This window comes from Rhodobacteraceae bacterium D3-12, assembly GCA_025916135.1.
Lineage (GTDB): Bacteria > Pseudomonadota > Alphaproteobacteria > Rhodobacterales > Rhodobacteraceae > JAKGBX01.
Genome location: CP104793.1, coordinates 2,120,906 through 2,144,907, shown reverse-complemented (window position 1 = coordinate 2,144,907; position 24,002 = coordinate 2,120,906). Strand labels below are relative to the sequence as shown.

General features: G+C 61.8%; 22 protein-coding genes. 17 read left to right on the top strand and 5 right to left on the bottom strand.

What is annotated here, in order from left to right; genetic code table 11:
- The first annotated feature begins 7 nt into the window (after nt 1-7).
- The 10 genes from rseP to N4R57_10490 all read left to right on the top strand — a co-directional run bounded on the left by rseP (nt 8) and on the right by N4R57_10490 (nt 11,116).
- The gene (gene rseP, locus N4R57_10535) at nt 8-1,369 is read left to right on the top strand and encodes an RIP metalloprotease RseP (protein UYV39391.1); all 1,362 of its coding nucleotides are present in this window, start codon (nt 8-10) and stop codon (nt 1,367-1,369) included.
- 207 nt (nt 1,370-1,576) lie between these two features.
- The gene (locus tag N4R57_10530) at nt 1,577-1,702 is read left to right on the top strand and encodes a hypothetical protein (protein UYV39390.1); all 126 of its coding nucleotides are present in this window, start codon (nt 1,577-1,579) and stop codon (nt 1,700-1,702) included.
- A gap of 353 nt (nt 1,703-2,055) precedes the next feature.
- Nucleotides 2,056-4,368 (top strand): outer membrane protein assembly factor BamA, encoded by a 2,313-nt coding sequence (bamA, locus tag N4R57_10525; GenBank protein UYV39556.1) that lies wholly within the window; start codon nt 2,056-2,058, stop codon nt 4,366-4,368.
- A gap of 61 nt (nt 4,369-4,429) precedes the next feature.
- Nucleotides 4,430-5,059, top strand: a complete 630-nt coding sequence (locus tag N4R57_10520; protein UYV39389.1) for an OmpH family outer membrane protein — start codon at nt 4,430-4,432, stop codon at nt 5,057-5,059.
- Nucleotides 5,060-5,125: 66 nt separating this feature from the next.
- Nucleotides 5,126-5,587, top strand: coding sequence for a 3-hydroxyacyl-ACP dehydratase FabZ (fabZ, locus tag N4R57_10515; protein ID UYV39388.1), 462 nt, complete (start codon nt 5,126-5,128; stop codon nt 5,585-5,587).
- 5 nt (nt 5,588-5,592) lie between these two features.
- Nucleotides 5,593-6,375, top strand: coding sequence for an acyl-ACP--UDP-N-acetylglucosamine O-acyltransferase (gene lpxA, locus N4R57_10510; protein UYV39387.1), 783 nt, complete (start codon nt 5,593-5,595; stop codon nt 6,373-6,375).
- 4 nt (nt 6,376-6,379) lie between these two features.
- Complete coding sequence (gene lpxI, locus N4R57_10505; protein UYV39386.1) at nt 6,380-7,276, top strand: UDP-2,3-diacylglucosamine diphosphatase LpxI; 897 nt, start codon at nt 6,380-6,382, stop codon at nt 7,274-7,276.
- Nucleotides 7,273-8,421 carry a lipid-A-disaccharide synthase gene (gene lpxB, locus N4R57_10500; protein UYV39385.1) on the top strand — a complete coding sequence of 383 codons (1,149 nt, stop codon included), beginning with the start codon at nt 7,273-7,275 and terminating at the stop codon, nt 8,419-8,421. The genes lpxI and lpxB overlap by 4 nt, the downstream gene beginning before the upstream one ends.
- Nucleotides 8,422-8,487: 66 nt before the next feature.
- Nucleotides 8,488-9,768, top strand: a complete 1,281-nt coding sequence (locus tag N4R57_10495) for a hypothetical protein (protein UYV39384.1) — start codon at nt 8,488-8,490, stop codon at nt 9,766-9,768.
- Nucleotides 9,749-11,116: a cytochrome P450 gene (locus N4R57_10490; protein UYV39383.1), complete on the top strand. Its 1,368-nt coding sequence runs from the start codon at nt 9,749-9,751 to the stop codon at nt 11,114-11,116. The genes N4R57_10495 and N4R57_10490 overlap by 20 nt, the downstream gene beginning before the upstream one ends.
- 113 nt (nt 11,117-11,229) lie before the next feature.
- Here the strand turns inward: N4R57_10490 and grxD are convergent, their stop codons facing one another.
- From grxD to purL, 4 genes are all read right to left on the bottom strand, one after another.
- On the bottom strand, nt 11,230-11,592 hold the full coding sequence (gene grxD / locus N4R57_10485) for a Grx4 family monothiol glutaredoxin (protein ID UYV39382.1): 363 nt from the start codon (nt 11,590-11,592) through the stop codon (nt 11,230-11,232).
- Between the two features lie 41 nt (nt 11,593-11,633).
- Nucleotides 11,634-11,870, bottom strand: coding sequence for a BolA/IbaG family iron-sulfur metabolism protein (locus N4R57_10480; protein ID UYV39381.1), 237 nt, complete (start codon nt 11,868-11,870; stop codon nt 11,634-11,636).
- 97 nt (nt 11,871-11,967) lie between these two features.
- Nucleotides 11,968-12,489, bottom strand: coding sequence for a hypothetical protein (locus tag N4R57_10475; GenBank protein ID UYV39380.1), 522 nt, complete (start codon nt 12,487-12,489; stop codon nt 11,968-11,970).
- Between the two features lie 9 nt (nt 12,490-12,498).
- On the bottom strand, nt 12,499-14,664 hold the full coding sequence (gene purL, locus N4R57_10470) for a phosphoribosylformylglycinamidine synthase subunit PurL (protein UYV39379.1): 2,166 nt from the start codon (nt 14,662-14,664) through the stop codon (nt 12,499-12,501).
- Nucleotides 14,665-14,839: 175 nt separating this feature from the next.
- Between purL and N4R57_10465 the strand changes: the two genes are divergently transcribed.
- From N4R57_10465 to N4R57_10440, 6 genes are all read left to right on the top strand, one after another.
- Nucleotides 14,840-15,229: an MAPEG family protein gene (locus N4R57_10465; protein ID UYV39378.1), complete on the top strand. Its 390-nt coding sequence runs from the start codon at nt 14,840-14,842 to the stop codon at nt 15,227-15,229.
- A 195-nt stretch (nt 15,230-15,424) separates the two neighbouring features.
- Nucleotides 15,425-15,634 carry a YciI family protein gene (locus tag N4R57_10460; GenBank protein ID UYV39377.1) on the top strand — a complete coding sequence of 70 codons (210 nt, stop codon included), beginning with the start codon at nt 15,425-15,427 and terminating at the stop codon, nt 15,632-15,634.
- Between the two features lie 18 nt (nt 15,635-15,652).
- Nucleotides 15,653-16,087 (top strand): hypothetical protein, encoded by a 435-nt coding sequence (locus N4R57_10455; protein ID UYV39376.1) that lies wholly within the window; start codon nt 15,653-15,655, stop codon nt 16,085-16,087.
- Between the two features lie 44 nt (nt 16,088-16,131).
- Nucleotides 16,132-16,926: a hypothetical protein gene (locus N4R57_10450; GenBank protein UYV39375.1), complete on the top strand. Its 795-nt coding sequence runs from the start codon at nt 16,132-16,134 to the stop codon at nt 16,924-16,926.
- A 54-nt stretch (nt 16,927-16,980) separates the two neighbouring features.
- Nucleotides 16,981-17,991, top strand: a complete 1,011-nt coding sequence (locus N4R57_10445; GenBank protein UYV39555.1) for a pyridoxal-phosphate dependent enzyme — start codon at nt 16,981-16,983, stop codon at nt 17,989-17,991.
- The gene (locus N4R57_10440) at nt 17,988-19,136 is read left to right on the top strand and encodes a Xaa-Pro peptidase family protein (GenBank protein UYV39374.1); all 1,149 of its coding nucleotides are present in this window, start codon (nt 17,988-17,990) and stop codon (nt 19,134-19,136) included. Before N4R57_10445 ends, N4R57_10440 begins: the two co-directional genes overlap by 4 nt.
- A gap of 282 nt (nt 19,137-19,418) precedes the next feature.
- Here N4R57_10440 and N4R57_10435 read toward each other — a convergent pair whose 3' ends face one another.
- Nucleotides 19,419-20,324 carry a LysR family transcriptional regulator gene (locus N4R57_10435; protein ID UYV39373.1) on the bottom strand — a complete coding sequence of 302 codons (906 nt, stop codon included), beginning with the start codon at nt 20,322-20,324 and terminating at the stop codon, nt 19,419-19,421.
- A gap of 171 nt (nt 20,325-20,495) precedes the next feature.
- On the opposite strand from N4R57_10435, the gene N4R57_10430 reads away from it, so the two are divergent.
- Nucleotides 20,496-23,921 carry an indolepyruvate ferredoxin oxidoreductase family protein gene (locus N4R57_10430; protein ID UYV39372.1) on the top strand — a complete coding sequence of 1,142 codons (3,426 nt, stop codon included), beginning with the start codon at nt 20,496-20,498 and terminating at the stop codon, nt 23,919-23,921.
- Nucleotides 23,922-24,002: the final 81 nt, after the last annotated feature.

Here is a 24,002-nt window from a genome sequence, read left to right as displayed (position 1 = left end):
AGAGATTTTGGACATTACAGCACTTATTCCGCAATTTGGCAGCGTGGCCTTGACCCTTGTCGCATTTGTTGTGGCCTTGTCGGTCATCGTGGCGGTGCATGAATACGGGCACTATATTGTCGGGCGTTGGTCGGGGATCAAGGCAGAGGTGTTCAGCCTTGGCTTTGGGCCGGTTTTATATTCGCGCACCGACAAGCGCGGCACGCTTTGGCAGATCGCGGCCCTTCCGTTTGGTGGCTATGTGAAGTTTCTGGGGGATGCCGATGCGGCCTCGGCCGGGACCGATAGCGAGGCGGTGGCCGAGCTGAGCCCCGAAGAGCGCAGGCACACGATGGCGGGCGCGCCGCTTTGGGCCAAGACGGCGACGGTTGCGGCGGGGCCGGTGTTTAACTTTGCCTTGTCGATCCTGATTTTCGCCGGTGTGATCCTGAGCCAAGGTGAGGCGCGCGACCCGCTGACGGTGGGTGATTTGCGGGCGTTGCCCGGCGATGTGCAGCAGTTGAAACGCGGTGATGAGGTGCTCGCTATGGGCGGCGTCGAGGTGCCCGGCTTTGACGATGAGGCGGCGTTTCGCAGTTTTGGCGACCTGATCCCGATCACGCGGGTTGTGGATTACAAGGTGCGCCGCGATGGCACCGAGGCGGTGGTGCAGGGGCCTTACCCCTATCCGCCGCTGGTCACGCAGCTTGCACCGCAATCGGCGGCCTATAGCATCGGGCTGGCGGTTGGGGATGTGATTACCCATGTGGACGGCGACCCGATTTTCGCGTTTGACCAGCTGAAGGAGCGGGTTGAGGGCGGCGAGGGCAAGCCCTTGTTGCTCAAGGTCTGGCGCCCCGGCCCGGCGGGCGCAGAGGAGTTGGACTTTACCCTTGTGCCACGGCGCACGGACGAGCCGCAGCGCGATGGCGGGTTTAAGACCGAATGGCGCATTGGGATTGCGGGCGGATTGCTGTTTGAGCCGGTGACAGAGCATGTCGGCGTCGGCACCGCGGTGAGCGCGGGCGTGGTTCAGACCGGGCGGATCATCGAAGGCTCGATCAGCGGGCTGTGGCACATGATTACCGGCGCGATTTCGAGCTGTAACATGTCGGGCCCAATCGGCATTGCACAGGTCAGCGGCCAGATGGCGAGCCAGGGCACCGAGAACTTTATCTGGTTCATTGCTGTTCTCAGCACCGCCGTGGGCCTGCTTAACCTGTTCCCGATTCCGGTTCTGGATGGTGGGCATCTGGTCTTTTATGGTTATGAGGCGGTGGCCGGGCGGCCACCTTCGGACAAGGCCTTGCGCATTCTGATGACCATCGGGCTTACTCTGGTGTTGTCGGTCATGCTGTTTGCGCTGTCCAATGACCTGTTCTGTCCCTAAGGACGGGCGGCAGAACGAACGACTGCGATAGACTCTGCAGGGCTGCGTGCGCGCGGCCCGGTTACTTTGGCCCTGTTCCCTTGGCGCTAGGTGTGGTGTGTCAGCTGCCGGGGAGGGGCAATTGCCACAGTCTTGCCACAATTCGACCCCTGTTTTCGTCACAATTGGTTTGCATGTTGCCCTCAGACGATTGAACCGAGGTGCAGAATGGACACGATCCAACGTGGATACAGAGGCTTGAGCCTGTTGTGGAACCTGAACTGGGACCGCATTCTTTACATTTGCACCATTGCCGTCGCTCTTTTGGCAGGCGCGTGGATCGGCTCGCTTTGATCTGAGGCTTTTTGCGCCGGAATTGGCGCGGGTCCAGTCGACACGCCCAATCAACACGGACAATCAACACGGACAATCAACACGGACAGTCAAGCGGGCGCTTGAGCCGATTCTCAGTCAGATTCACCCCCAGACCCACCGACAAACACACAACCAGACTTATGACGGGCAACTATATATGGGGTGTCCGTTTTGTGTTTTTGACAACCTGGTGTATTACCTTTAGTCAAACCTAAAGGGGTTTCTGAGCGGGTAGCAGAATGACCAATAAAAACTGGGGCCTCACGGTGGGCTTTTTCGAGCGGAAAACAAAATTCACAACGCTGTGCGCAGCGGTTTTCCTTGTCTTTTCAATGGTGTTGAGCCTTCTGCCAGATGCGGCAGAGGCGCAAAGCTATCGCTTTAACAGCGTCAACATTGAGGGCAACAAGCGGATCGAGTCGGGCACGATCCTGTCGTATGCGGGAATCGGGCGCGGACAGACGGTGTCTGCGGGCGAGTTGAATGACGCGTATCAGCGCATTCTTGGCTCGGGCCTGTTTGAGAGCGTCGAGATTGAGCCGCGTGGCGGCACTCTGGCGATCAAGGTCAAGGAATTCCCGACGATCAACCGGATCAGCTTTGAAGGGAACAAGCGGCTCAAGGACGAGGGCCTTGCCGGGTTTATCAAGAGCCGTTCGCGCCTTGTCTTTAGCCCGACAAAGGCCGAGCGTGACGCCGAAATCATTGCCGAAGCCTATAACCAGAATGGCCGTCTTGGCGCGGCGGTAAGCCCCAAGATTATCCGCCGTTCCGACAACCGCGTTGACCTTGTGTTCGAAATTTTCGAAGGCGGGAATGTTGAGGTTCAGCGGATCGGTTTTGTTGGCAACCAAGTCTATTCCGACCGTCGTTTGCGCCGGGTTCTTGAGACCAAACAGGCGGGTTTGTTGCGGGCTTTGATCAAGAAGGACACGTTCCTTGAGGATCGGCTGCAGTTTGACCAACAGGTGCTGCGCGACTTTTATCTGAGCCGTGGGTATGTCGATTTCCGCACGGTTTCGATCAACTCGGAATTGGCGCGCGAGCGCAACGGGTACTTCGTGACGTTCAACGTCGAAGAGGGGCAGCAGTTCCGCTTTGGCGAGATCACCACGACATCGGAGATGCCAGCGGCGATTGCCGAAGAGTTTCAGGCGATCCTGAAGGTGCGCCCCGGTATCGTGTATTCACCAAGTTTGGTTGAGAATTCGATCGCACGTATGGAGCGTTTGGCCATTCGCAAGGGGATTGATTTCCTGCGGGTTGAGCCGCGCATCACCCGCAATGACCGCGATCTGACGCTGGATATCGAGTTTGTGCTGAGCAAAGGTCCGCGGATTTTTGTCGAGCGGATCGACGTGGAGGGCAATGCCACCACGCTGGACCGGGTTGTGCGGCGCCAGTTCAAGGTGGTTGAGGGCGATCCCTTTAACCCGCGCGAGATCCGTGAAAGTGCGGAGCGTGTGCGCGCGCTTGGCTATTTCGGCAAGGCGGATGTGAATGCGCGTGAAGGGTCGAGCGCCGACAAGGTGATCATTGACGTAGACGTTGAGGAAACGACCACAGGCTCGCTGACCTTTGGCGGCTCGTATTCGACCGACAACGGCTTTGGTCTTGTGGTCAGCTTTCAGGAGAACAACTTCCTTGGACGTGGTCAGACGCTGAACTTTTCCGCGTCGGGGGCGACGGACACCAAGGTGTATGGCATGCGGTTTGTCGAGCCTGCGTTCCTTGGCCGTGATGTCGAGTTCCATTTCGACGTTGGCTATCAGGAGACTGACAGCTCGGACACGCTTTATGACACGCAGATCGCGCGGTTGAGCTTCGGTCTTGATTTCCCGATCGGGGAGCGGTCGCGGTTTGGGGTGCGGTATGGTCTGAACCAGTCGGGGATCAGCCATGATTATCTGACGGATACGACGCCGGCGGATGGTGTGCGCGATTGTATGGCCGACGGATCGACCGATTCATGTCTGGGCGATATCATCGCCGGAGAAGCGGCGCAGGGCGATCTTTTGCGCAGCTCGCTGGGCTATACCTATACGTTTGACTCGCGTCTGACGGGGTTGAACCCGAATGCCGGTGTGCTGTTTGAATTCAGCCAGGATTTTGCGGGTCTGGGTGGCGATGTTGAATCGCTGAAAACCACAGCGCGTCTGGTGAGCCAAACCAAGATCCTGAACGAGGAAGTGACGCTTCGTGCAACGCTTGTCGGCGGGATCCTGAAAACCTTTGGCGGGTCGAGCCGGGTGACCGACCGTTTCCTATATGGCGACGACATCATTCGCGGGTTTGACGCCGACGGCATTGGTCCGCGTGAGATCGTGGCGGGCGAAGGCGTGAATGACGCGCTTGGCGGGAACATGTTTGTCACCGCGAAGTTCGAGGCGGAATTCCCGCTGGGGCTGCCCGAGGAATACGGGATCACCGGTGGTGTGTTCTATGATGTCGGCTCGGTCTGGGGCTTGGACACAGTCAATGCCAATGTGGTGGGGCGTGATATGTCGCTGCGCCATGTGGCCGGTGTGTCGATCTTCTGGACCACGCCAATCGGGCCGCTGCGGCTTAACTTCTCGCGGGCGCTGAAGAAAGAAACCTATGACATCGAGCAGAATTTCGAGTTCACCATTCGCACCGAGTTTTGAGGGTGGGATGGGGACACGAGGGTCCTTTGATGTTGCGCGCCGGGTGAGGCAGCTTTGTCTGGTGATTGCCGCGTCCCTGATGATGGGGGGCGGCGTTGCCGCGCCGGTAATGGCGCAGGGGCTGGGCCTGCCGGAGAGCGCGATACTGGTGATTGATCCCAATCGGCTGTTCCAGAATTCGGCCTTTGGCAAGCGGGTGATCGCCAGTATCGAAGCCGAAGGCGAGGCCTTGGCCGAGGAAAACCGCCGGATCGAAGGCGAATTGGCCAAGGAAGAAAAGGCTTTGACCGATGCGCGTCCCGGCATGGCGCCGGACGCCTTTCGCCAAAAGGCGGATGCGTTCGATGCCAAGGTGCGGCAAGTGCGAAACGAGCAGGAGGCCAAGGCCGTGGCGTTGGCGCAATCGCGCGACACGGCGGAGCGGCGGTTTTTGAGCGTGGCGCGACCGGTTCTGGAAGAGCTTATGGTTGAGGCGCAGGCATCGGTTTTGTTGGACACGCGGGCGGTTTTGTTGAGCACCGGGGTTGTGGATGTCACAGAGGAAGCCGCGCGGCGGATCGACGTGGCAATCGGAGACGGGCGTGCGTTGGACCAGACGGCGCCAGAGCCTGCGCCCACGGACCCTGCTCCCACCCAAGTCGCGCCCACCCAAGTCGCGCCGGTAGCACCGACACCGGCACCGCAAGAGTAACGCCACGCTTGCCCCCCATGGGGCAAGTTGTTAGGCAGATTACACATTTTCTGAGAAGGACCGAGCATGAGTGATCTCAAAAGCGCCGATATCGGATTGATCCAGCGGATCATCCCGCACCGTTACCCGTTTCTGTTGGTGGACCGGGTCGAGGATATTGACGGGTATCAAACCGCGCGCGGGATCAAGAATGTCACGATGAACGAGCCGCATTTTCAAGGCCATTTTCCGGGCAAACCGATCATGCCGGGGGTCACCATTGTGGAAGCCATGGCACAGACCGCTGCCGTGATGGTGGGCACCGCTCTTGGCATGGAAGACCGCGAGATGCTGGTTTATTTCATGTCGATCGACAAATGCAAATTCCGCCGCATGGTCACGCCGGGCGACGTTTTGGAAATGCATCTTGAGACGATCCGGGGCAAGCCGGGGGCGAAGGTGTGGAAATTCGCCGGACGCGCCGTTGTCGGCGAGGAAATGGCCTGTGAGGTCGAATTCACCGCAATGATGGACTTGCCGCAGGAGTAAGGCGCATGGCGCAGATTCACCCCTCAGCGATTATTGAGGACGGGGCCGTCATTGGAGAGGGCTGTGTCATCGGGCCGTTCTGTCTGGTCGGGTCAGAGGTCACGCTTGGCCGTGGTGTCGAGTTGAAATCGCATGTGGTTGTCACCGGTGACACCGAGATTGGCGACGAAACGGTTGTTTTCTCGTTCTCGGTGATTGGTGAGATCCCGCAGGATTTGAAGTTCAAAGGCGAAAAGACCAAGCTTACCGTTGGCAAGCGCAACCGCATTCGTGAGCATGTCACGATGAACGCCGGCACCGAGGGCGGCGGCGGTATCACCCGCGTCGGCGATGACGGGCTGTTCATGGCCGGATGCCATGTGGCGCATGATGCACAGGTCGGGGACCGGGTGATCATCGTCAACAACTCTGCCATCGCCGGGCATTGCATCATTGAGGACGACGTTCTGGTTGGCGGCCTGTGTGGCATTCACCAGTTCGTGCGCATCGGCAAGGGCGCCATCATTGGCGCGCTGAGCATGGTGACCAATGATGTGATCCCGCATGGGTTGGTGCAGGGGCCGCGTGGGCAGCTGGACGGGTTGAACCTTGTCGGGCTCAAGCGCCGGGGGGTTGATCGCTCGGATATCACTGCGCTGCGTGCCGCGTTTCAGATGCTGGCGCAGGGGGAAGGCGCGTTTCAAGAGCGCGCGCGGCGGTTGGGCGAAGAGACCGACAGCGAATATGTGCGCGAGATCGTTGCCTTTGTGACCGGCTCTTCGGACCGGTCCTTTTTGACGCCGGGGTAGAGCGATGCTGGCTTTGATTGTGGGGAGGGGCAAGCTTCCTGCCAAGGTGATCGGGGCGTTGAGCGAGCGGCCTTTGGTCTGCGCCCTAGAGGGGCATGTGCCGGATTCGGTTCAGGTGGATATGACCTTCCGGTTGGAGACTTTCGGCACGCTGTTGCTTGAGCTTGGCGGGCGGGGCGTGACCGATGTGTGCCTGTGCGGGGCAATCGAGCGACCGACAATTGATCCGGCCAAATTGGACGAGGAAACCAAGCCGTTGGTGCCGCTGTTCATGGAGGCGCTGAGCAAGGGCGATGACGGGGCGTTGCGCATTGTCATGCAAGTGTTCGAGCAGACCGGTTTCAAGATACGCGCAGCACATGAGTTGATCCCGAAAGTGGTGGTCGAGGCCGGTGTGTTGAGCGCGCGCGCGCCGCGCAGCGCCCATGACGCCGACGCCCGCGTTGGCAAGGATATAGTTGCCGAGATGGGCAAGGCCGATCTGGGGCAGGCCTGTGTGATCCGCAAGGGCCATGTTTTGGCCCGCGAGGATGAGGCGGGCACCGATGCCATGCTGGGCACGCTGGCGATGACCCATATGGCGCGTCCCGATGCGCCGGTTGAGGAATGGGCGCTGGATGATGCCGGGGAGCTGACCGAGGCGGGGCGCGATTGGCTGAGGGTGATGGCCGATGAAAACCACAAAGCACCCGGCGCGGGTGGTATCCTGTTCAAGGCGCCCAAGCCCGAACAGGACCGGCGGGCAGATTTGCCGGTGATCGGGCCGGTGACTGTTTTGAATGCCGCAGAGGCGGGGTTGGACGGTATCGCGCTTGAGGCCGGGGGGGTGATCGTGATCGACCCGAAGGTGGTTCTTGAGATCATTGATACCATGAACATGGTGCTTTGGGGGCGCGTGTGAAGGTCTTTCTTGTTGCTGGCGAACTGTCGGGGGACCGGCTGGGCGGGGCATTGATGGACGGGCTTTGCCAACTTGCACCGGGGGTTGAGTTTGCCGGTGTTGGCGGGCCGATGATGGCCGCCGAGGGGCTTGAGAGCCTGTTCCCGATGGAAGAGCTGAGCGTGATGGGGCTGGCCGAGGTGCTGCCCAAGCTGTGGCATTTGATCGGGCGCAAAAAACAGGTGGTGCAGGCCGCTCTAGATTGGCAACCGGATGTGGTGATCACGATTGATGCGCCAGATTTCGGGCTGCGCGTGGCCAAGGGGATCAAGGCGGCATCGGATATTCGCACGGTCCACTATGTGGCGCCGTCGGTTTGGGCGTGGCGGCCGGGGCGGGCGGCGAAGATGGCGCGGTATATCGACCATGTGCTGGCGTTATTGCCGTTTGAGCCGCCCTATATGGAAGCCGCCGGGATGGCGTGCGATTTTGTCGGGCATCCGGTGGTGAATGAGCCGGTGGCAACCGAGGCCGAGGTTGCGGGCTTTCGCGCGGCACATGGCATCGACGGTGAGATGATGCTGATGTTGCCGGGGTCGCGCCGGGGCGAGGTGGAGCGCCTGGCCGAGCGGTTTGGCGAGACGATGCGTCAGGTGATCACAGCGCGGCCGGGGTTGCGTGTGGTGATCCCGGCGGCGGAGCCGGTGGCGGGGCTGTTGGAGGATCTCACGGCGGGCTGGTCCGTGGCGCCGATATTGCTTGATCCGCGCGGGGTGGAGGCGGCGGAGTTTGCGGCCACGAAACGGGCGGCGTTCAGGGCGGCGGATGTAGCTTTGGCGGCGTCGGGGACCGTGTCGCTTGAGTTGGCGGCGAGCGGGACGCCGATGGTGATCGGCTATGACTTTGGCTGGATCAGCCGCCAGATTTTGCCGCGACTGGCCTTGATCGACACGGTGACATTGGTGAACCTTGTGACCGAGAGCCGCGTGATCCCCGAATATGTGTTGGACAATTGCCGCGCCGGACCGATGGCCGATGCCATATCAGAGGTGCTTGACGCGCCAGAGGCGCAAGCGGCGGTGCTGGCCCTGACGATGGAGCGGTTGGGGCGGGGCGGCGAGGCGCCGGGGCTGCGCGCCGCGCGGGCGGTTTTGGACCGGTTGTGACAGCGTTACGCCATACTCTTGCCCGGAGCGTGCACTAGCGTTGCGGCAAGTGGTGAAGGAATGAGTATGGGCCAGATGGGTCACAAAGCGATCAAGAACCGCCGGGTGTTTTATATCCCCGGTTATGATCCGATTCACCCGCGCCGCTATCGCGAGCTGTATCGCAAGGAAGGCGCGGAGCAAGCGAAGATCAGCGGCTATAGCCTTGAACTTGCGGCAAAACCCTCGGGCGGAAATTACGGCTGGCATGTGACTGGTCAAATCGAGGGTGCCGAGGCGCAGGCCGATTTCGAGGTGCTGGTGTGGTCCGATATCGTGCGCGACAGCATGGGGTTGGGGATTGCGGCGACCTATGCGCAGCTGCTGCGCACGGCATGGACTTACATCGCATCGGGGGCCTTGTGGCGGTTGATGAAGCTGCGCAAGGGGCCGGTGATTGCAGCGCTTTATCCGGTGGTGTTTTTGCTGGTGCAGCTGCTGTTGGCGCTGGTGGTTGGGGCGGTTATCGGCTTTGCCGTGGGCAGCGTGGTGGAATGGGGCGTGAACCGGTTCACCGGGCCAGAGGATGGCGCGTTGTTGGGCGCCTTGGCGTGGTTTTTGACGCTGCCTTTGGGGGCGTATTTGGTGTTGCGCTGGTTCAGGAAGAGGGACGGCAAGTTTTTCGCCTATTACCTGATGCATGATTACGCTTATTCGGCGCAGTCCAAGGGCGCGAACCCGCCGGAATTGGAAGCGCGCATGGCCGAGTTTGGTGACCGGATAGCCGAGGCGCTTTTGTCGCAGAGCGACGAGGTGCTGGTGGTTGGGCATTCGTCGGGGGCGCATTTGGCGGTGTCGATTCTGGCCGATCTGATCCGCGACGGGCGGGTGCCGGAGGGCGGGCCGATCTTGTCGTTTCTGTCGTTGGGGCAGGTGGTGCCGATGGTGTCATTCCTGCCCAAAGCCGGGCGGCTGCGTGGGGATTTGCGGTTCCTGTCGGAACGCGATGAGTTGAGCTGGATCGACGTGACCGCGCCGGGGGATGGCTGTGCCTTTGCTTTGTGCGATCCGGTGGCTGTGTCGGGGGTCGCGCCGGAGGGCAAACGCTGGCCTTTGGTGATTTCGGCGGCGTTTACGCAGACCTTGAGCGCGGCGCGTTGGAAGGAGTTGCGGTGGCGGTTTTTCCGCCTGCATTTCCAGTATCTCTGTGCGTTTGATCGGCCCGGTGATTACGACTATTTCCGCATCACGGCGGGGCCGGTGCCATTGGGGGCGCGATATGACGGGCGCAAGCCTTCGGCGAGCCGGATCGAAACTCCGGTGTCGAAATATACCTCGGTGGAGGGTGATGACAGTGCTGCCGCCTAAACCCCCGGCGAGAGAGGGGAAAACCTCGCTCTGGCGCTATATGAAACTGTTTCGGCAGGATCTGTTGTCGGCGCAGCCGGGGCGGCTTTATCGGGCGTGGATGGCCGAGTTTCGCACGCCGTTTTTCCGCTCGTATATGTGTAACGAGCCGGCGCTGGTTGATTTGGTTTTGAAGGAGCGACCGGATGATTTTCCGAAGTCGAACCGGATACGCGAAGGGCTTGCGCCGCTGTTGGGCAATTCGGTTTTTGTGACCAATGGCGAGACGTGGAAGCGGCAGCGGCGGATCATTGATCCGGCGTTCGAGGGCGGGCGTCTGAGGGAGGTGTTTCCGGCGATGTGGCAGGCCGGGGTGTCGGCGGTGGCGCGGTTGGAGGCGCAGGCCGATGGGGCGGCGGTGGAGATCGAAGAACAGGCGAGCCACGCGGCGGCGGATGTGATTTTCCGCACGCTGTTTTCGATCCCGATCGAGCATGACGTCGCGAGTGAGGTTTTCGCCAAGTTTCGCGAGCATCAGCGGGCGCAGCCGGTGTTGAACCTTGGGGCGTTGCTACCGCTGCCCAAGTGGTTCCCACGGTTTCATCGCCGCGAGACCAAGCGCACGGCCACAGAGATCAGGGCGCTGATTACCAAGCTGACGTCGGAGCGCATGGCCGCGATTGCGGCGGGCACGGCGCCAGATGATTTGGCGAGCAAGATCATGACCACGCCAGACCCGGAAACGGGCGCGCGGTTTGACACCGAGGAGATGGTCGATCAGGTGGCGATCTTCTTTCTTGCCGGGCATGAGACGAGCGCGTCGGCTTTGGCGTGGGCGCTGTATTTGTTGGCGATGAACCTGGAGTGGCAGGAGCGGCTGGCAGCCGAGGCGGAGGGCGCGCTGGCGGCGCAGGAGCCAGAGTTTTCGGCGGTGTCGAAGCTGCGTCAGAGCAAGGATGTGTTTCGCGAGGCGTTACGGCTTTACCCGCCGGTGCCGATGATGGTGCGCGAAGCGGCGTGCCCGGAGCGGTTTCGTGACCGGGAGGTGCCAAAGGGCAGTCAGATCGTTTTGAGCCCGTGGCATTTGCACCGGCATGAACGCTTGTGGGAGCGGCCGGATGAATTTGACCCCGAGCGGTTCAAGACGGAGAACGGCAAGCAATGTCTGCGCGAGGCTTACATGCCGTTTTCAGCCGGCCAGCGCGTGTGTCCGGGGGCCGGGTTTGCCATGGTCGAGGGGCCGCTGATCCTGTCGATGCTGGTCAAGGCGTACCGGTTTGAATTGGTCGAAGGGCGCGCGGCGATGCCGGTGGCGCATTTGACGGTACGTGGCAAGGACGGGATATGGTTGCGCGTCTCGAAGCGGTGACGAAACGGCGGGGGTGATCCCGACGTAAGCTCTGACCCGCGCGCGCGCCGCCGATCAAGAGCGAGTGGCCCCGGGCCAAGCCCGGGGCGGGTCATTCACAGATCGGGCACAGATCAGGCGTTAGCTTCGCGGATCTTTTCGGCGGCGTCTTTGTCATAGGTGACGCCGTTGCTTTCAAACAATGTGTCGAGTTCGCCCGAGAGCGTCATTTCGGTGATGATGTCGCAACCGCCGACAAATTCGCCTTTGACATAGAGCTGTGGGATGGTGGGCCAGTCGGAGAAATCCTTGATCCCTTGGCGCAGCGCGTCATCGCTGAGCACGTTTACGTCGGAGAAATCAACGCCCATGTAGTTGAGCACCCCGGCCACGCGCGAGGAAAAGCCGCATTGCGGCATGTCTTTGGTGCCTTTCATGAAAAGCACCACGTCGTTGGCTTTGATGGCCTCGTCGATCCGGGTTCTTGCGTCACTCATTTTTTCGTGTCCTGTTCGCTGGAGTTGCGTAATTTTGTCTATCAGTCGGGTGCGCGGGTGGTCAGGGCGAGCGCGTGCAATTCGCCGTCGGACCCGTCCATCTTGCCTTTGAGCGCGCCGTAAACGGCGCGTTGCTGTTGCACGCGGTTGAGGCCGCGAAAGCTTTCATCCACCACCATGGCGGACATGTGTCGTCCATCGGCGCCTTCGACGGCGATTTCGGCGTTTGGGAAGGCTTCGCGGAGAAGGTCTTCGAGTTCCTGAGCGTGAACGGCCATGCGCGTGTTCCTTGGGGTTTTAGACGTGTGCCGGTGAACCTAGGGTGGGATGCGGTGCGGTGCAAGGCCAACCCGAAGACTGAGGCAGGAAATGCCGTTAAGTCGCAGGTGTTTTGGGGGTGAGCGCGGCGAGGGATTTGAGGAAAGCGCGCACATCGCCGGGGAGCGGGCCGGTTGCGAGAGTTGCGGCAACGGTTGGCGTCATGTCCTGAGGGCAAAGTGCCGCGATGAGCGACAGGCGTTTGATTTTGGCCTCTTGTGTGAGCGGCAGCCCGGCGGCGAGTGTGAGCAGTTCGATCAAATCATGCAGGCGGCGCAAGTGGCGGAAAGTGTCCATTTGCGGCGCAAGAAGCGCCGGGGTGTCCTGCCAGCTTTGGCCATCAAACAGCGCGATGGTGCGTTGGCCTGCGCCGCTACAGCCATAGGCGACGCAGCCGGGGAAGCCCTTGTCGGGGAGCGCTGCGTGGATTGTGCAGCTGTGGTGCGACAGGTGCGGGCAGGGGGCTCCGGCGGGTTTGTCGATGGCAAAGGCGTCGCCTTTGTCAAACGCCAGCGCCACGCAACACAGCGCGGCGCAGGCGTCGCAATCGGGGGTCAGGTCGGGTGGGTGCGCGCTCACGCTGCTTGCTTACCCGACCGCGTCTTCGAAGCCGGAGCGGTAGAGGGCCGACAGCTCTTCCAATGGCGCGTTGGAGGCGCCGATGCGCACCGTGTCGCCGGTGAATTTGCCGACCGTTCGGATCGGCACGCCAGCCTGACCGGCGGCGAGAAAGAGCGCTTCGGCCTGATCGAAGTTGCAGGCAACAAGGTAGCGGGCCTGATCCTCGCCAAACAGGGTGCCGGTGTCGGTGTCATCAAGCACAACGCCCACGCCCGCGCTTTCGGCCATTTCGAAGGCCGCAAGAGCGAGGCCACCATCGGAGAGGTCGGTGCAGGCCTTGATCAGCTCGTGATTGGCGCGGATGAAATCACCGGCCAGTTTTTCGGCCGCGAGGTCGACCGGTGGGGCATCGCCTTCGACGCGGTTGAACACCTCGGCCAGCAGGGCGGATTGCCCAAGGTGGCCCGTGGTGTCACCGATCAGGACCGCGACATGGCCTTCGCGGGCTTCGCCGAGGATTGCCAAGTCTTCGGAGGCGATGAGGCCAACGGCGGCGATGGTCGGGGTGGGCAGGATCGCCGCGCCGTCGGTTTCGTTATAGAGCGAGACGTTGCCCGACACGATTGGCATATCGAGCGCGGCGACCGCTTCGCCGATGCCTTTGATCGCGCCAACAAACTGGCCCATGATCTCGGGCTTTTCGGGGTTGCCGAAATTGAGGTTGTCGGTGGAGGCAAGCGGCGTGGCGCCGACGGCGGTGAGGTTGCGATAGGCTTCGGCCACGGCCTGTTTGCCGCCCATCACCGGGTTGGCGCGCACATAGCGGGGCGAAACATCGGAGGTGAAGGCCAGCAGCTTCTCGGTGCCATGCACGCGCACGACGCCAGAGCCGAGACCGGGCAGGCGGACGCTATCGGCCATGACCATCGTGTCGTATTGCTCGTACACCCATTGCTTGGCGGCGTAGTTGGGCGAGGAGATCAGCGCCTTGAGCCCGTCAATCGGATCGACGCCCGGCACCGAGTCAGCATCGAGCGGTTCGGCGGCAGGGGTTTCGACCCAAGGGCGGTCATATTCCGGCGCGGAGCCGGAGAGCGTGGCCAAGGGAAGGTCGGCCTTGATCTCGTTCCCATGCAGGATGAGGAAGCGGTCTTCGGCGATGGTTTCACCGACGATGGCAAAGTCGAGGTCCCATTTTTCGAAGACGGCGCGGGCTTCGGCCTCTTTCTCGGGGCGCAGAACCATGAGCATACGTTCCTGGCTCTCTGAGAGCATCATTTCGTAGGCAGTCATGTTGTCTTCGCGTTGCGGCACGTCGTCGAGTTGCAGCTTGACGCCAAGGCCGCCCTTGTCGCCCATTTCGACGGCAGAGCAGGTGAGGCCCGCAGCGCCCATGTCCTGAATCGAGATGACAGCGCCGGTTTGCATCAGCTCCAGCGTCGCCTCCATCAGGCGCTTTTCGGTGAAGGGGTCACCGACCTGAACCGTGGGGCGTTTTTCTTCGATGGTTTCATCAAATTCAGCCGACGCCATGGTGGCGCCGCCAACGCCATCGCGGCCCGTCTTGGCGCCGAGGTAGACCACGGGCATGCCGACACCGGAGGCGGCGGAGTAAAAGATGCTGTCGGTATCGGCGAGACCGGCGGCAAAGGCATTGACGAGGCAGTTGCCATTGTAAGCCGGATCGAAGCGGACTTCGCCGCCGAGGGTGGGCACGCCAAAGCAGTTGCCATAGCCGCCGACCCCTTCGACCACGCCATGCACCAGCTGGCGGGTTTTGGGGTGATCGACCTCGCCAAAGGAGAGCGAGTTCATTGCCGCGATCGGGCGCGCGCCCATGGTGAATACGTCGCGCAGGATGCCGCCAACGCCGGTCGCAGCACCTTGGTAGGGTTCGATGTAGGAGGGGTGGTTGTGGCTTTCCATCTTGAAGATCACCGCCTGACCATCGCCAATGTCGACCACGCCGGCATTCTCACCGGGGCCGCAGATGACTTGGGGGCCTTCCGTGGGCAGCGTGCGCAGCCACTTCTTGGACGACTTATAGGAGCAGTGCTCGTTCCACATGGCCGAGAAGATGCCGAGTTCGGTGAACGTCGGCTCGCGCCCGATAATTTCGAGAATACGGTTGTATTCGTCGGGGCTGAGGCCGTGGGCCTCGATCAGGTCGGTGGTGATTGCGGGTTCGGTCATGTGATGCGGTTCCCCAAGGTGCAGCAGTTGGGCAACCTCTTAAGCCAAGGGGGCCTTGCATGGAAGAGGGGGAGCGCGGCAAAACGGGGCAGTCTCAAATATTTTGCGGTCATATGTCGAAAACGGCTTGGGCGGTTCGTCCTTGGGGTATCGAAACCAACCAAGGAGATGAAACATGAGCTTTCCAGTCACGTCCCTGTTTGCGGCGCTGTTCGCCATTGTCATGCTGGTGTTGTGGATCAACGTCACCAAGACGCGGGCGGTGCAGGGGATTTCAATTGGCGATGGCGGTGATGTTGCGCTGCACGAGAAGGTCAGGCGGCACGGCAATTTCATGGAATGGGTGCCGATGACGCTTATCCTGCTGGCTCTGGCCGAGGCAGAGGGCGTGGCGGCGGCGTGGCTTTACGCCGTTGGGGCGATGGCATTGGCGGGGCGGGTGATCCATCCGGTCGGCTTGCGTGCGGATAACGCGGCCCATCCCGCGCGGATTGTCGGGAATATGGGCAATATCCTAGCTGTGCTGTTGCTGATCGGGTTGCTCCTTTGGCGGGTGCTTGCGTGATGAAACCAGAAACGACAGACTGACTTTAACATTGGAGAATGACGATGAAATATCTTGCTTTGATTTATGATGCACCGGCGAGCGGGCCGGAGCCGATGCCGGGAACGCCTGAGTTTGAGGCGATGATGGCGCCGTGGAATGCGGTGAACGAGGTCTATGTAGAGGCCGGTGTGATGGCCGGGGAGAGAGGCGTTGATGCCGCCCACGATGGCAACCTGTGTGCGGGTGCGCGGCGGCAAGACCGAGACGATGGACGGCCCCTTTGCCGAAACCAAGGAGCAGCTGGGCGGGTATTACATGTTCGACTGCAAAGATCTGGACGAGGCGCTGCATTATGCGGCGATGATCCCGGTGGCGGAAACGGGCACGATCGAGGTGCGCCCGGTGATGGAGCTTCCGGAGTGAGCGGCCTGACTGAGTGACATGAGCGGGCAGGCCAGCAATTCAAGCGCGGCTGCGGCGCTGTTGCAGGTGATGCGCAGCGATCATGGCCGCTTGTTGGCCGCTTTGATCCGCCAGCTGAGGGATTTTCAGCTGGCGGAAGACGTTTTGCAGGACGCAATGGAGGCCGCTTTAGGTCAATGGGACCGCGGCGGCGTGCCGGACAACCCGCGTGGATGGCTTTTGCAGGTGGCGCGGCGGCGTGCGATTGACCGGATCAGGCGCAGCAAGGTGTTGAGCCGTAAGACCGACGAAATGGCGGTGTTGATGGCAGGGCAGGACGCTGGCCATGCGCCCGATGCGCCCGACGCCGAAGAGATACCGGACGAGCGGTTGCGCCTGATTTTCACCTGTTGCCACCCGGCGTTGGATGAAAAGAGCCGGGTGGCTTTGACGCTGCGCTGTCTTGGGGGCTGAGCACCCGCGAGATTGCGCGGGCGTTTTTGGACAATGAGGCGGCAATGGGCCAGCGGATCAGCCGGGCCAAGGCCAAGATCGCGGCGGCGGGGATACCCTATCGCGTGCCGGAGGCCGAGGCGTGGGCGGAGCGGCTAAGCTCGGTTTTGCGGGTGATCTATTTGATTTTCAACGAGGGCTATTCGGCCAGCGAGGGCGACGCGCCGGTCAGGGCGGCTTTGTGTGAGGAGGCGATCTTTCTGGCGGCGATGCTGGACCAATTGCGCCCTGAAGAGGCGGAGATCGAGGGGCTTTGGGCGCTGATGCTTTTGGCGCATGCACGGCGGGGCGCGCGGATTGGGCCGGACGGGGTGGCGCGTGGACCGCAAACGCAGGACCGGGCGTTGTGGGACCGCGACCAGTGGCGAATGGGCGAGGCGATCTTGGACCGGGCGGTGGCGCGGCGGCGCCCCGGCGTGTTTCAGATACAGGCCGCGATTTCGGCGCTGCATATGCAGGGCGACGGGCAGCAGGGCAACGGGCAGCAGGGCGCGGATTGGCGTCAAATCCTGATGTTATACGACCGGCTTTACGGGTTGGAGCCGAGCCCGGTTGTGGCGCTGAACCGGGCTGTGGCCTTGGCCGAGGTATCGGGGGCCGAGGCGGGCTTGGCGGCGCTGGAGCCGTTGGAGGCGGCGTTGCAGCAGTATCAACCGTTTCACGCGGCGGCGGCAGAGTTGCTGAGCCGGGCCGGGCAGCTTGGCGCGGCCAAGGCGGCCTATGACAAGGCGTTGAACCTGAGCGTGAACCGTGGCGATATTGCGTTTCTCAAGCGCAGGCGGGCGGCGCTTGACCTCTAGGCCGGGATCGCCTTGGGTATGGGAACGTCAGAGGGAGACAGGCGCATGGTTCGGATGATCGACAACCCGTTTCGGGGGGCAGGCATGGGTTGGGGCGGCTTCGAAGGTATTCCGGTGCCGAGCGTGGATGTGGCAGCGGCGCGCGCGGTGATGCGCCGTCAGATGGATCTTGTTGAGACGCCGTTGCTGAGGTTCAGTGATTTTGCCGGGGCGGGCGAGGTTTTTGTCAAGGACGAGCGCGGGCGGCTTGGGCTGGGCAGTTTCAAAGCGCTTGGGGCGGCCTATGTGATTGCGCGCGATCACGAAGAGGGGCGGGCGCAGGGGCAGACCTATGTCTGTGCCAGCGCGGGCAATCACGGGCTTTCGGTGACGGCGGGCGCGGTGGCCTGTGGCGCGGTCGCGGTGATTTATCTGAGCGAGAGCGTGCCGGAGAGTTTTGCCGAGCGGTTGCGCGGGATGGGCGCAGAGGTGGTGCGGGCCGGTGCGACCTATGAAGAAAGCATGGCGGCAGCGGCCGAGGCGGCGGCGGCCAAGGGCTGGGTTCTGCTGTCTGACAGTTCATGGGCGGGCTATGTCGAGCGCCCTTACCGCGTGATGGAGGGCTATGTCGTTTTGGCGGCAGAAACCGTTGAGGAGATGGGGGCAGCGCCGACGCATATATTCCTGCAAGCCGGGGTTGGCGGCTTGGCCGGGGCCTGTGCGGCCTATTTCCGCGCCGCTTGGGGGGAGGGGCCGCGGATTGTCGTGGTGGAACCCGAAGCGGCAGCGGCGCTGGCCGACAGTATCGAGGCGGGGCGTGCGGTGGTGAGTTCGGGGCCGGTGTCAAACATGGGGCGGCTTGATTGCAAGGAGCCGTCGTTGATCGCGCTGAACGGCTTGGCGCGGGATGCGGACGGGTTTGTGTTGATCAGCGAGGCCGAGGCCGAGGAAGCGATGCCGGTTCTGGCGGAGGCCGGGCTGGAAACTTCGCCGTCGGGCGGGGCGGGGTTGGCTGCGCTGCTGGCGATGAGCGATCTGGGGCCGGATGCGCGGGTGTTGTGCATCCTGAGCGAGGGACCGGCGTGACCCCGCGCGGGTTTGAGCGTGGCGAATTTGAGGAGCGCACCGCGCGCGCACAAGCGGCGATGGCGCGGGCGGGGCTGGGCGCGCTGCTGCTGACCACGGAACCGGAGATACGCTATTTCACCGGTTTTCTGACGCGGTTTTGGGAAAGTCCGAGCCGGTCGTGGTTTTTAATCCTGCCCAGCGAGGGGAAGCCGATTGCGGTGATCCCGTCGATCGGTGCGGCGTTGATGCGCGGCAGTTGGATCAGCGATATCCGCACATGGCCCGCGCCGCGCCCGGATGATGACGGGGTGAGCCTTGTTGCGGAGGCATTGCGCGAGGTGGCCAAGGGGCGGCCTGTGGGCGTGCCGATGGGGTATGAGACCCATCTGCGGATGCCCTTGGCCGACTATGAGCGGCTGTGCGGTGGCGGGATCGGATTTGTCAGTGACGGCGGGATCGTGGCGCGGTTGCGGGCGGTGAAAAGCGACGCGGAGATCGCCAAGATACGCGAAGCCTGTGCAATCGCGGGGCGGGCGTTTTGCCGGGTTGGCGAGGTGGCGGGCGAGGGCGCGCTGCTGTCGCAGGTTTTTCGCGGGTTTCAGGCGTTGCTGTTGGAGGAAGAGGCCGATTGGGTGCCGTATCTGGCCGGTGGGGCGGGGCCGCTTGGCTATGGCGATGTGATTTCGCCGGCGGGTGATGTGCCGCTTGAGCGCGGAGATGTTGTGATGCTGGACACGGGGGCGGTCTGGGACGGGTATTTTTGCGACTATGACCGGAACTATGTGGTGGGCGGCGCGGATGCGCGGGCGGAGCATTGCTGGGCGCAATTGCTGGAGGCGGCGCAAGCCGGGTTGGAGGCGGCGCGGCCCGGTGCGCGGGCCTGTGATGTCTGGCAGGCGATGGCCGCGATCACCGGTGGCGGCGACGGCGCGGGGCGGTTGGGCCACGGGCTGGGGATGCAATTGACCGAAGGGCTGTCATTGACGGCGCAGGACGAGACGGTGTTGGAACCGGGCATGGTGATTACGCTGGAACCGGGGGTGGAGGTCGCGCCAGAACAACGCCCGGGGCAAATCATGGTGCATGAGGAGAACATCGTAATCCGCGAAGGCGCGCCCGAGATTTTGTCGGATTGGGCGCGTGGCGCGTTGCCGGTGATTTAACCTCTGCTGGTCTGGCGGTGGCCGCGGGACGGGGACGCGCGGAAAGAGAGCCTTGCGTGGGGTGCAAGGCTTGGGGGGATGACCGCGAAAATGGCTGGGCCAAAAAAAAGGCCGAGCACGAAGCTCGGCCGAAGTCCAACAGGGAGGTATGAAAGTGATGCAACGCTAGGCGCTGATCACCGTCACGAGTTGAAATAGGTGGCAGTTTACGAACGATCAAGGATCAAGACGTCGCAGGCGGAGCATTGCCGCTATGCACCACGTGCATAGCAAGGGGTTTCGTCAGTCAACCGACTGATTTTTAACCTGTTTACGATATGCGATGATCTCGTCCTGAACAAAGTCGCGGAAGGCGGCGATGCGTTTTGAGGGGCGCAATTCCTCTGGATAGGCAAGAAACACCGGGATTTCACCAGAATCAGCTTCGGGCAGCACCTGCACCAGATTCGGGAAATCCTGGGTGACGTAGTCGGGCAGGACGCCGATTCCGAGATTGTTGAGCACCGCTTGGAGCACGCCGAAGTAGTTGTTCACGGTGAGGGTCGAGCGGATGTCGTGGCTGAGCAGGTTCTGAACCAGAGTGGCGCCGGCGCCGACCTGTGTCGAGCTGACGTTCATGCAAATGACCCGGTGCGTGGCGAGGTCTTCGAGGACGTTGGGCGTGCCGTTGCGGGCAAGATATTCGGGCGTGGCATAGAGCTGCATCCGCACGGCCATGAGTTTCTTGCGGATGAGGTCGGCTTGGCTTGGCTCTTTCATGCGGATGGCAACATCGGCCTCGCGCATGGGGAGGTCGAGCACGCGCTCTTCGAGCATGAGGTCGATTTTGAGGTCGGGATATTTTTCATAAAGGGTGGGCAGGCGCGGCGCGAGCCAGAGCGTGCCGAAGCCGGTGGTTGTGGTCACGCGCAATTCGCCGAACACTTCTTCTTCGCTATCGCGGATACGGGCGGTGGCGGTTTCGAGGCGGCGGAACATGGCGCGGGTCGCATCAAACAGCAGCTCGCCCTGTTCGGTGAGAATCAGCCCGCGTGCGTGGCGGTGAAACAGGGTGGTGTTGAGCGCGTCTTCCAACGCACGCACCTGTCGCGACACCGCAGATTGGCTGAGGTGCAGGGTATCGCCCGCGTGTGTCAGGCTGCCAGCATCGGCCACTGCGTGAAAGATTCTAAGTTTATCCCAATCCATACCGTAACTTTCTTTGCGCGCGCGTTCTTTACACGAAATGCTTTACGAAACACCCCATAACCTGTCGCAATCGTGACGTAACGGGGAATATTTCGTTTGATAGGTCAAAATTTATGACCTATTATTGAGTTATGATTGCGGGAGGCAATCGAGCGAGGGGAGACGCGCGACATGACGAAACATCAGGTAAGTTTGCAAGACCGCTATGATTTGGAGAAATCGCCGGTTTTGATGAATGGGGCCCAAGCGCTGGTGCGGTTGATGCTGACCCAGAAGCACCGTGACATGCAGGCCGGGTTGAACACCGCCGGCTATGTGACGGGGTATCGCGGCTCGCCCTTGGGGGCGGTTGATTTGACCATGGGGCGCGAGACCAAGCGGCTTACCGAGAGTGATGTGAAGTTCGAGCCGGGGATCAACGAAGACCTAGCAGCGACCGCAATTTGGGGCAGCCAGCAAGCGGAATTGCGCGGTGAGGGCAAGTTCGATGGTGTCTTTGGCCTGTGGTATGGCAAGGGGCCGGGCGTGGACCGCACCGGCGACGTGATGCGCCATGCCAATATGGCGGGCACCTCGGCACATGGCGGTGTTTTGATGGCGATGGGGGATGACCACACCGGCGAATCCTCGACCGTGTTGCATCAGAGCGAATGGGCGCTTGTCGATTGCTATATGCCGATTGTGAGCCCGGCGGGGGTTCAGGAAATCCTTGATTACGGCATCTATGGCTATGCGTTGAGCCGGTTTGCCGGGGTCTGGGTCGGTCTGAAGGTGATGAAGGATACGATTGAGGCGACAGCGGTTGTGGATGGCTCTCCTGATCGGGTCGAGCTTGTCACGCCGGAGTTTGACATGCCTGAGGGCGGGTTGAACATCCGTCTGGTGGACGACCGGATTTTGCAGGAAGCGCGGTTGATTGATTACAAGCGCCACGCCGCCGAGGCGTTTGCGCGTGCCAACAAGATCGACAAGCGGATGTCGGGCAAGCCGGGGGCCAAGATCGGGCTGGTGAGCCATGGCAAGAACTGGCTCGACCTTGAACATGCGTTGAGCCTGTTGGGGATCGACGAGGCCGAGGCCGAGCGGCTGGGCATCACCACATATAAGGTCGGGCAGGTCTGGCCGCTGGACATGACCAGCTTCAATGAATGGGCCGAGGGGCTGGACCTGATCATTGTGGTTGAAGAGAAGCGCAAGCTTTTGGAAGTGCAGATCAAGGAAGCGATTTTCGATGATCGCCGTGGTCGCCGGGTTTATGGCTGGTACAAGGGCGGCGCGGGCGGCTTGCACAGCGAAGAGTTGTTCCCGACCCGTTGGGCGCTGGACCCGGTGATGATTGCCGAGAAGCTGGGCAATATCCTGATCGAGGAAGGGCGTGGCACCGAAGGGATCAAGGCGGGTCTGCTTGAGTTGGACGACGCCAAACGCGCCGACAATGCCGAGGAAATCACCACGCGGCAGGCTTATTTCTGTTCCGGCTGTCCGCATAACTCGTCCACCAAGCTGCCCGATGGTAGCCGCGCCTATGCTGGGATCGGCTGTCATTTCATGGTGCAATGGATGGACCGCGAAACGCTCGGCTTTACGCATATGGGCGGTGAGGGTGCGAATTGGATCGGTGAGGCGCCGTTTTCATCGCGTGATCATGTATTCCAGAACCTAGGTGATGGGACATACAACCACTCGGGCTTGCAAGCCATTCGCGCGGCGATGGCGAGCGAAGGTGTGAACATCACCTATAAGGTGCTTTACAACGACGCGGTTGCGATGACCGGCGGGCAGACCCATGAGGGCGATTTGAGCGCGCAGCAGATTGCGCGCGAATTGCTGGCCTTTGGGATCGAGCATGTTGCGTTGGTGTACGACGAAAAAGAAGATGTCGATCTGAGCACCTTCCCCAAGGGGTTGGAAATTCATGAACGTGCTGAGTTCATGGAGGTTCAGGAGAAATACAGTAAGATCAAGGGTGTATCGGCCATTCTTTACATCCAGACCTGTGCCGCCGAGAAGCGCCGCCGCCGCAAGCGGGGCACGTTCCCGGATATCGATAAGCGGGTGTTTATCAACACCGACGTTTGCGAGGGCTGTGGCGATTGCGGGGTGCAATCGAACTGTGTCTCGATCGTTCCGGTGGAGACCGAGCTGGGCCGCAAGCGGGCGATTGACCAGTCGAGTTGCAACAAGGATTTCAGCTGTCTCAAGGGGTTTTGCCCCAGTTTCGTGACGCTGGAGGGCGCGGAGATCCGCAAGGAGCCGACCACCAAGCTGGACCTGCCGAACCTGCCGATGCCCGTGCTGCCCGAGATCGACGGCACCCATAACGTGGTGATCACCGGCGTCGGCGGCACTGGTGTTGTGACCATCGGTGCGGTTCTGGCGCAGGCGGCGCAGATCGACGGGCTGGGCGCGGGCATGATGGAGATGGCCGGGTTGGCGCAAAAGGGCGGCGCAGTGCATATCCATGTGCGGCTGGCCAATAAGCCCGACGACATCAGCGCCGTGCGGGTTGCCACCGGTGAGGCGCATGCCTTGATCGGTGGGGATCTTGTGGTGAGCGCGGGGGCCAAGACCCTTGGGCTGACCAGTGCGGGGCGCACGGGCGCGGTGATCAACAGCCATGAGATCATCACCGGAGAGTTCACCCGCTCGACCGAGTTCCGCATTCCGGTGGACCGGCTGCAATTGCAGCTTGAGGCGCGGTTGCGTGACAAGCTGGCCATGTTTGATGCGTCGGAACTGGCGCGGGTGACGCTGGGCGATAGCATCTTTTCCAACATGATGGTGTTTGGCGGTGCTTGGCAGATGGGCGTATTGCCGATCAGTCACGAGGCGCTGGTCGAGGCGATCACGCTTAACGGCACCGCAGTTGAGCGCAACTTGCGCGCCTTTGAGATCGGGCGGTGGGCCGTGGCGCACCCCGAAGAGGCGGCGAAGCTGTTGGCACCGCAAGAGGCGGACAAGCCGAAGACGCTGGAGGAGCGGATCGCGTTCCGCGCCGATCATCTGAAAGCGTATCAGAGCGCGCGGTTGGCCAAGCGGTATCGCAAGTTGGTTGATGGGATCGCTGATGAGGCTTTGAAAGAGGCCGTCGCCAAGGGCTATCACAAGGTGCTGGCCTATAAGGACGAATACGAGGTTGCCCGGCTTCACAAGCTGACGCGTGAAAAGGCGCAGGCGCAGTTCGCGGGCGATTTCAAAATGTCCTATCACATGGCGCCGCCGGTGTTGAGCAAGATGGGCCATGACGGGCGCCCCAAGAAGCGCCAGTTTGGCCCCGGCATGGGGCGGATGTTGAACCTGCTCGCCAAGGGCAAGCGCCTGCGTGGCACGGTGTTCGACCCGTTCGGTCGCACCGAGGAGCGCCGGATGGAGCGCGCGTTGATTGCGCAATTCGAGGCCGATATGGCCGAGTGGTTGCCCAAGGCCAATGCCAGCAATATGGCGTTGATCCGCGAGTTGGCGGAATTGCCGCTGAGCATTCGCGGGTTTGGTCCGGTGAAGGCCGCCAACGCCGAAAAAGCAGCGCAACGGCGCGAGGAATTGCTGGCTGCGCTGAAAGGCGGCGGGGCGCCTGATATGGCGGTGGCGGCGGAGTAACGCCAATCTGTCATGCAGGTTTTACCTGATTGTCATCAAATCGGGGCAAGAGAGACACATCCGCGGCATTCCGCGGGTGTG

What these genes read in the sequence shown, in the direction of transcription:
- N4R57_10530 (UYV39390.1), top strand. Translation starts at nt 1,577, where the DNA reads ATGGACACGATCCAACGTGGATACAGAGGCTTGAGCCTGTTGTGGAAC.
- bamA (UYV39556.1), top strand. Translation starts at nt 2,056, where the DNA reads ATGGTGTTGAGCCTTCTGCCAGATGCGGCAGAGGCGCAAAGCTATCGC.
- fabZ (UYV39388.1), top strand. Translation starts at nt 5,126, where the DNA reads ATGAGTGATCTCAAAAGCGCCGATATCGGATTGATCCAGCGGATCATC.
- lpxA (UYV39387.1), top strand. Translation starts at nt 5,593, where the DNA reads ATGGCGCAGATTCACCCCTCAGCGATTATTGAGGACGGGGCCGTCATT.
- lpxI (UYV39386.1), top strand. Translation starts at nt 6,380, where the DNA reads ATGCTGGCTTTGATTGTGGGGAGGGGCAAGCTTCCTGCCAAGGTGATC.
- N4R57_10495 (UYV39384.1), top strand. Translation starts at nt 8,488, where the DNA reads ATGGGCCAGATGGGTCACAAAGCGATCAAGAACCGCCGGGTGTTTTAT.
- N4R57_10490 (UYV39383.1), top strand. Translation starts at nt 9,749, where the DNA reads ATGACAGTGCTGCCGCCTAAACCCCCGGCGAGAGAGGGGAAAACCTCG.
- grxD (UYV39382.1), bottom strand. Translation starts at nt 11,592, where the DNA reads ATGAGTGACGCAAGAACCCGGATCGACGAGGCCATCAAAGCCAACGAC.
- N4R57_10480 (UYV39381.1), bottom strand. Translation starts at nt 11,870, where the DNA reads ATGGCCGTTCACGCTCAGGAACTCGAAGACCTTCTCCGCGAAGCCTTC.
- purL (UYV39379.1), bottom strand. Translation starts at nt 14,664, where the DNA reads ATGACCGAACCCGCAATCACCACCGACCTGATCGAGGCCCACGGCCTC.
- N4R57_10465 (UYV39378.1), top strand. Translation starts at nt 14,840, where the DNA reads ATGAGCTTTCCAGTCACGTCCCTGTTTGCGGCGCTGTTCGCCATTGTC.
- N4R57_10460 (UYV39377.1), top strand. Translation starts at nt 15,425, where the DNA reads ATGCCGCCCACGATGGCAACCTGTGTGCGGGTGCGCGGCGGCAAGACC.
- N4R57_10455 (UYV39376.1), top strand. Translation starts at nt 15,653, where the DNA reads ATGAGCGGGCAGGCCAGCAATTCAAGCGCGGCTGCGGCGCTGTTGCAG.
- N4R57_10450 (UYV39375.1), top strand. Translation starts at nt 16,132, where the DNA reads ATGGGCCAGCGGATCAGCCGGGCCAAGGCCAAGATCGCGGCGGCGGGG.
- N4R57_10445 (UYV39555.1), top strand. Translation starts at nt 16,981, where the DNA reads ATGATCGACAACCCGTTTCGGGGGGCAGGCATGGGTTGGGGCGGCTTC.
- N4R57_10435 (UYV39373.1), bottom strand. Translation starts at nt 20,324, where the DNA reads ATGGATTGGGATAAACTTAGAATCTTTCACGCAGTGGCCGATGCTGGC.
- N4R57_10430 (UYV39372.1), top strand. Translation starts at nt 20,496, where the DNA reads ATGACGAAACATCAGGTAAGTTTGCAAGACCGCTATGATTTGGAGAAA.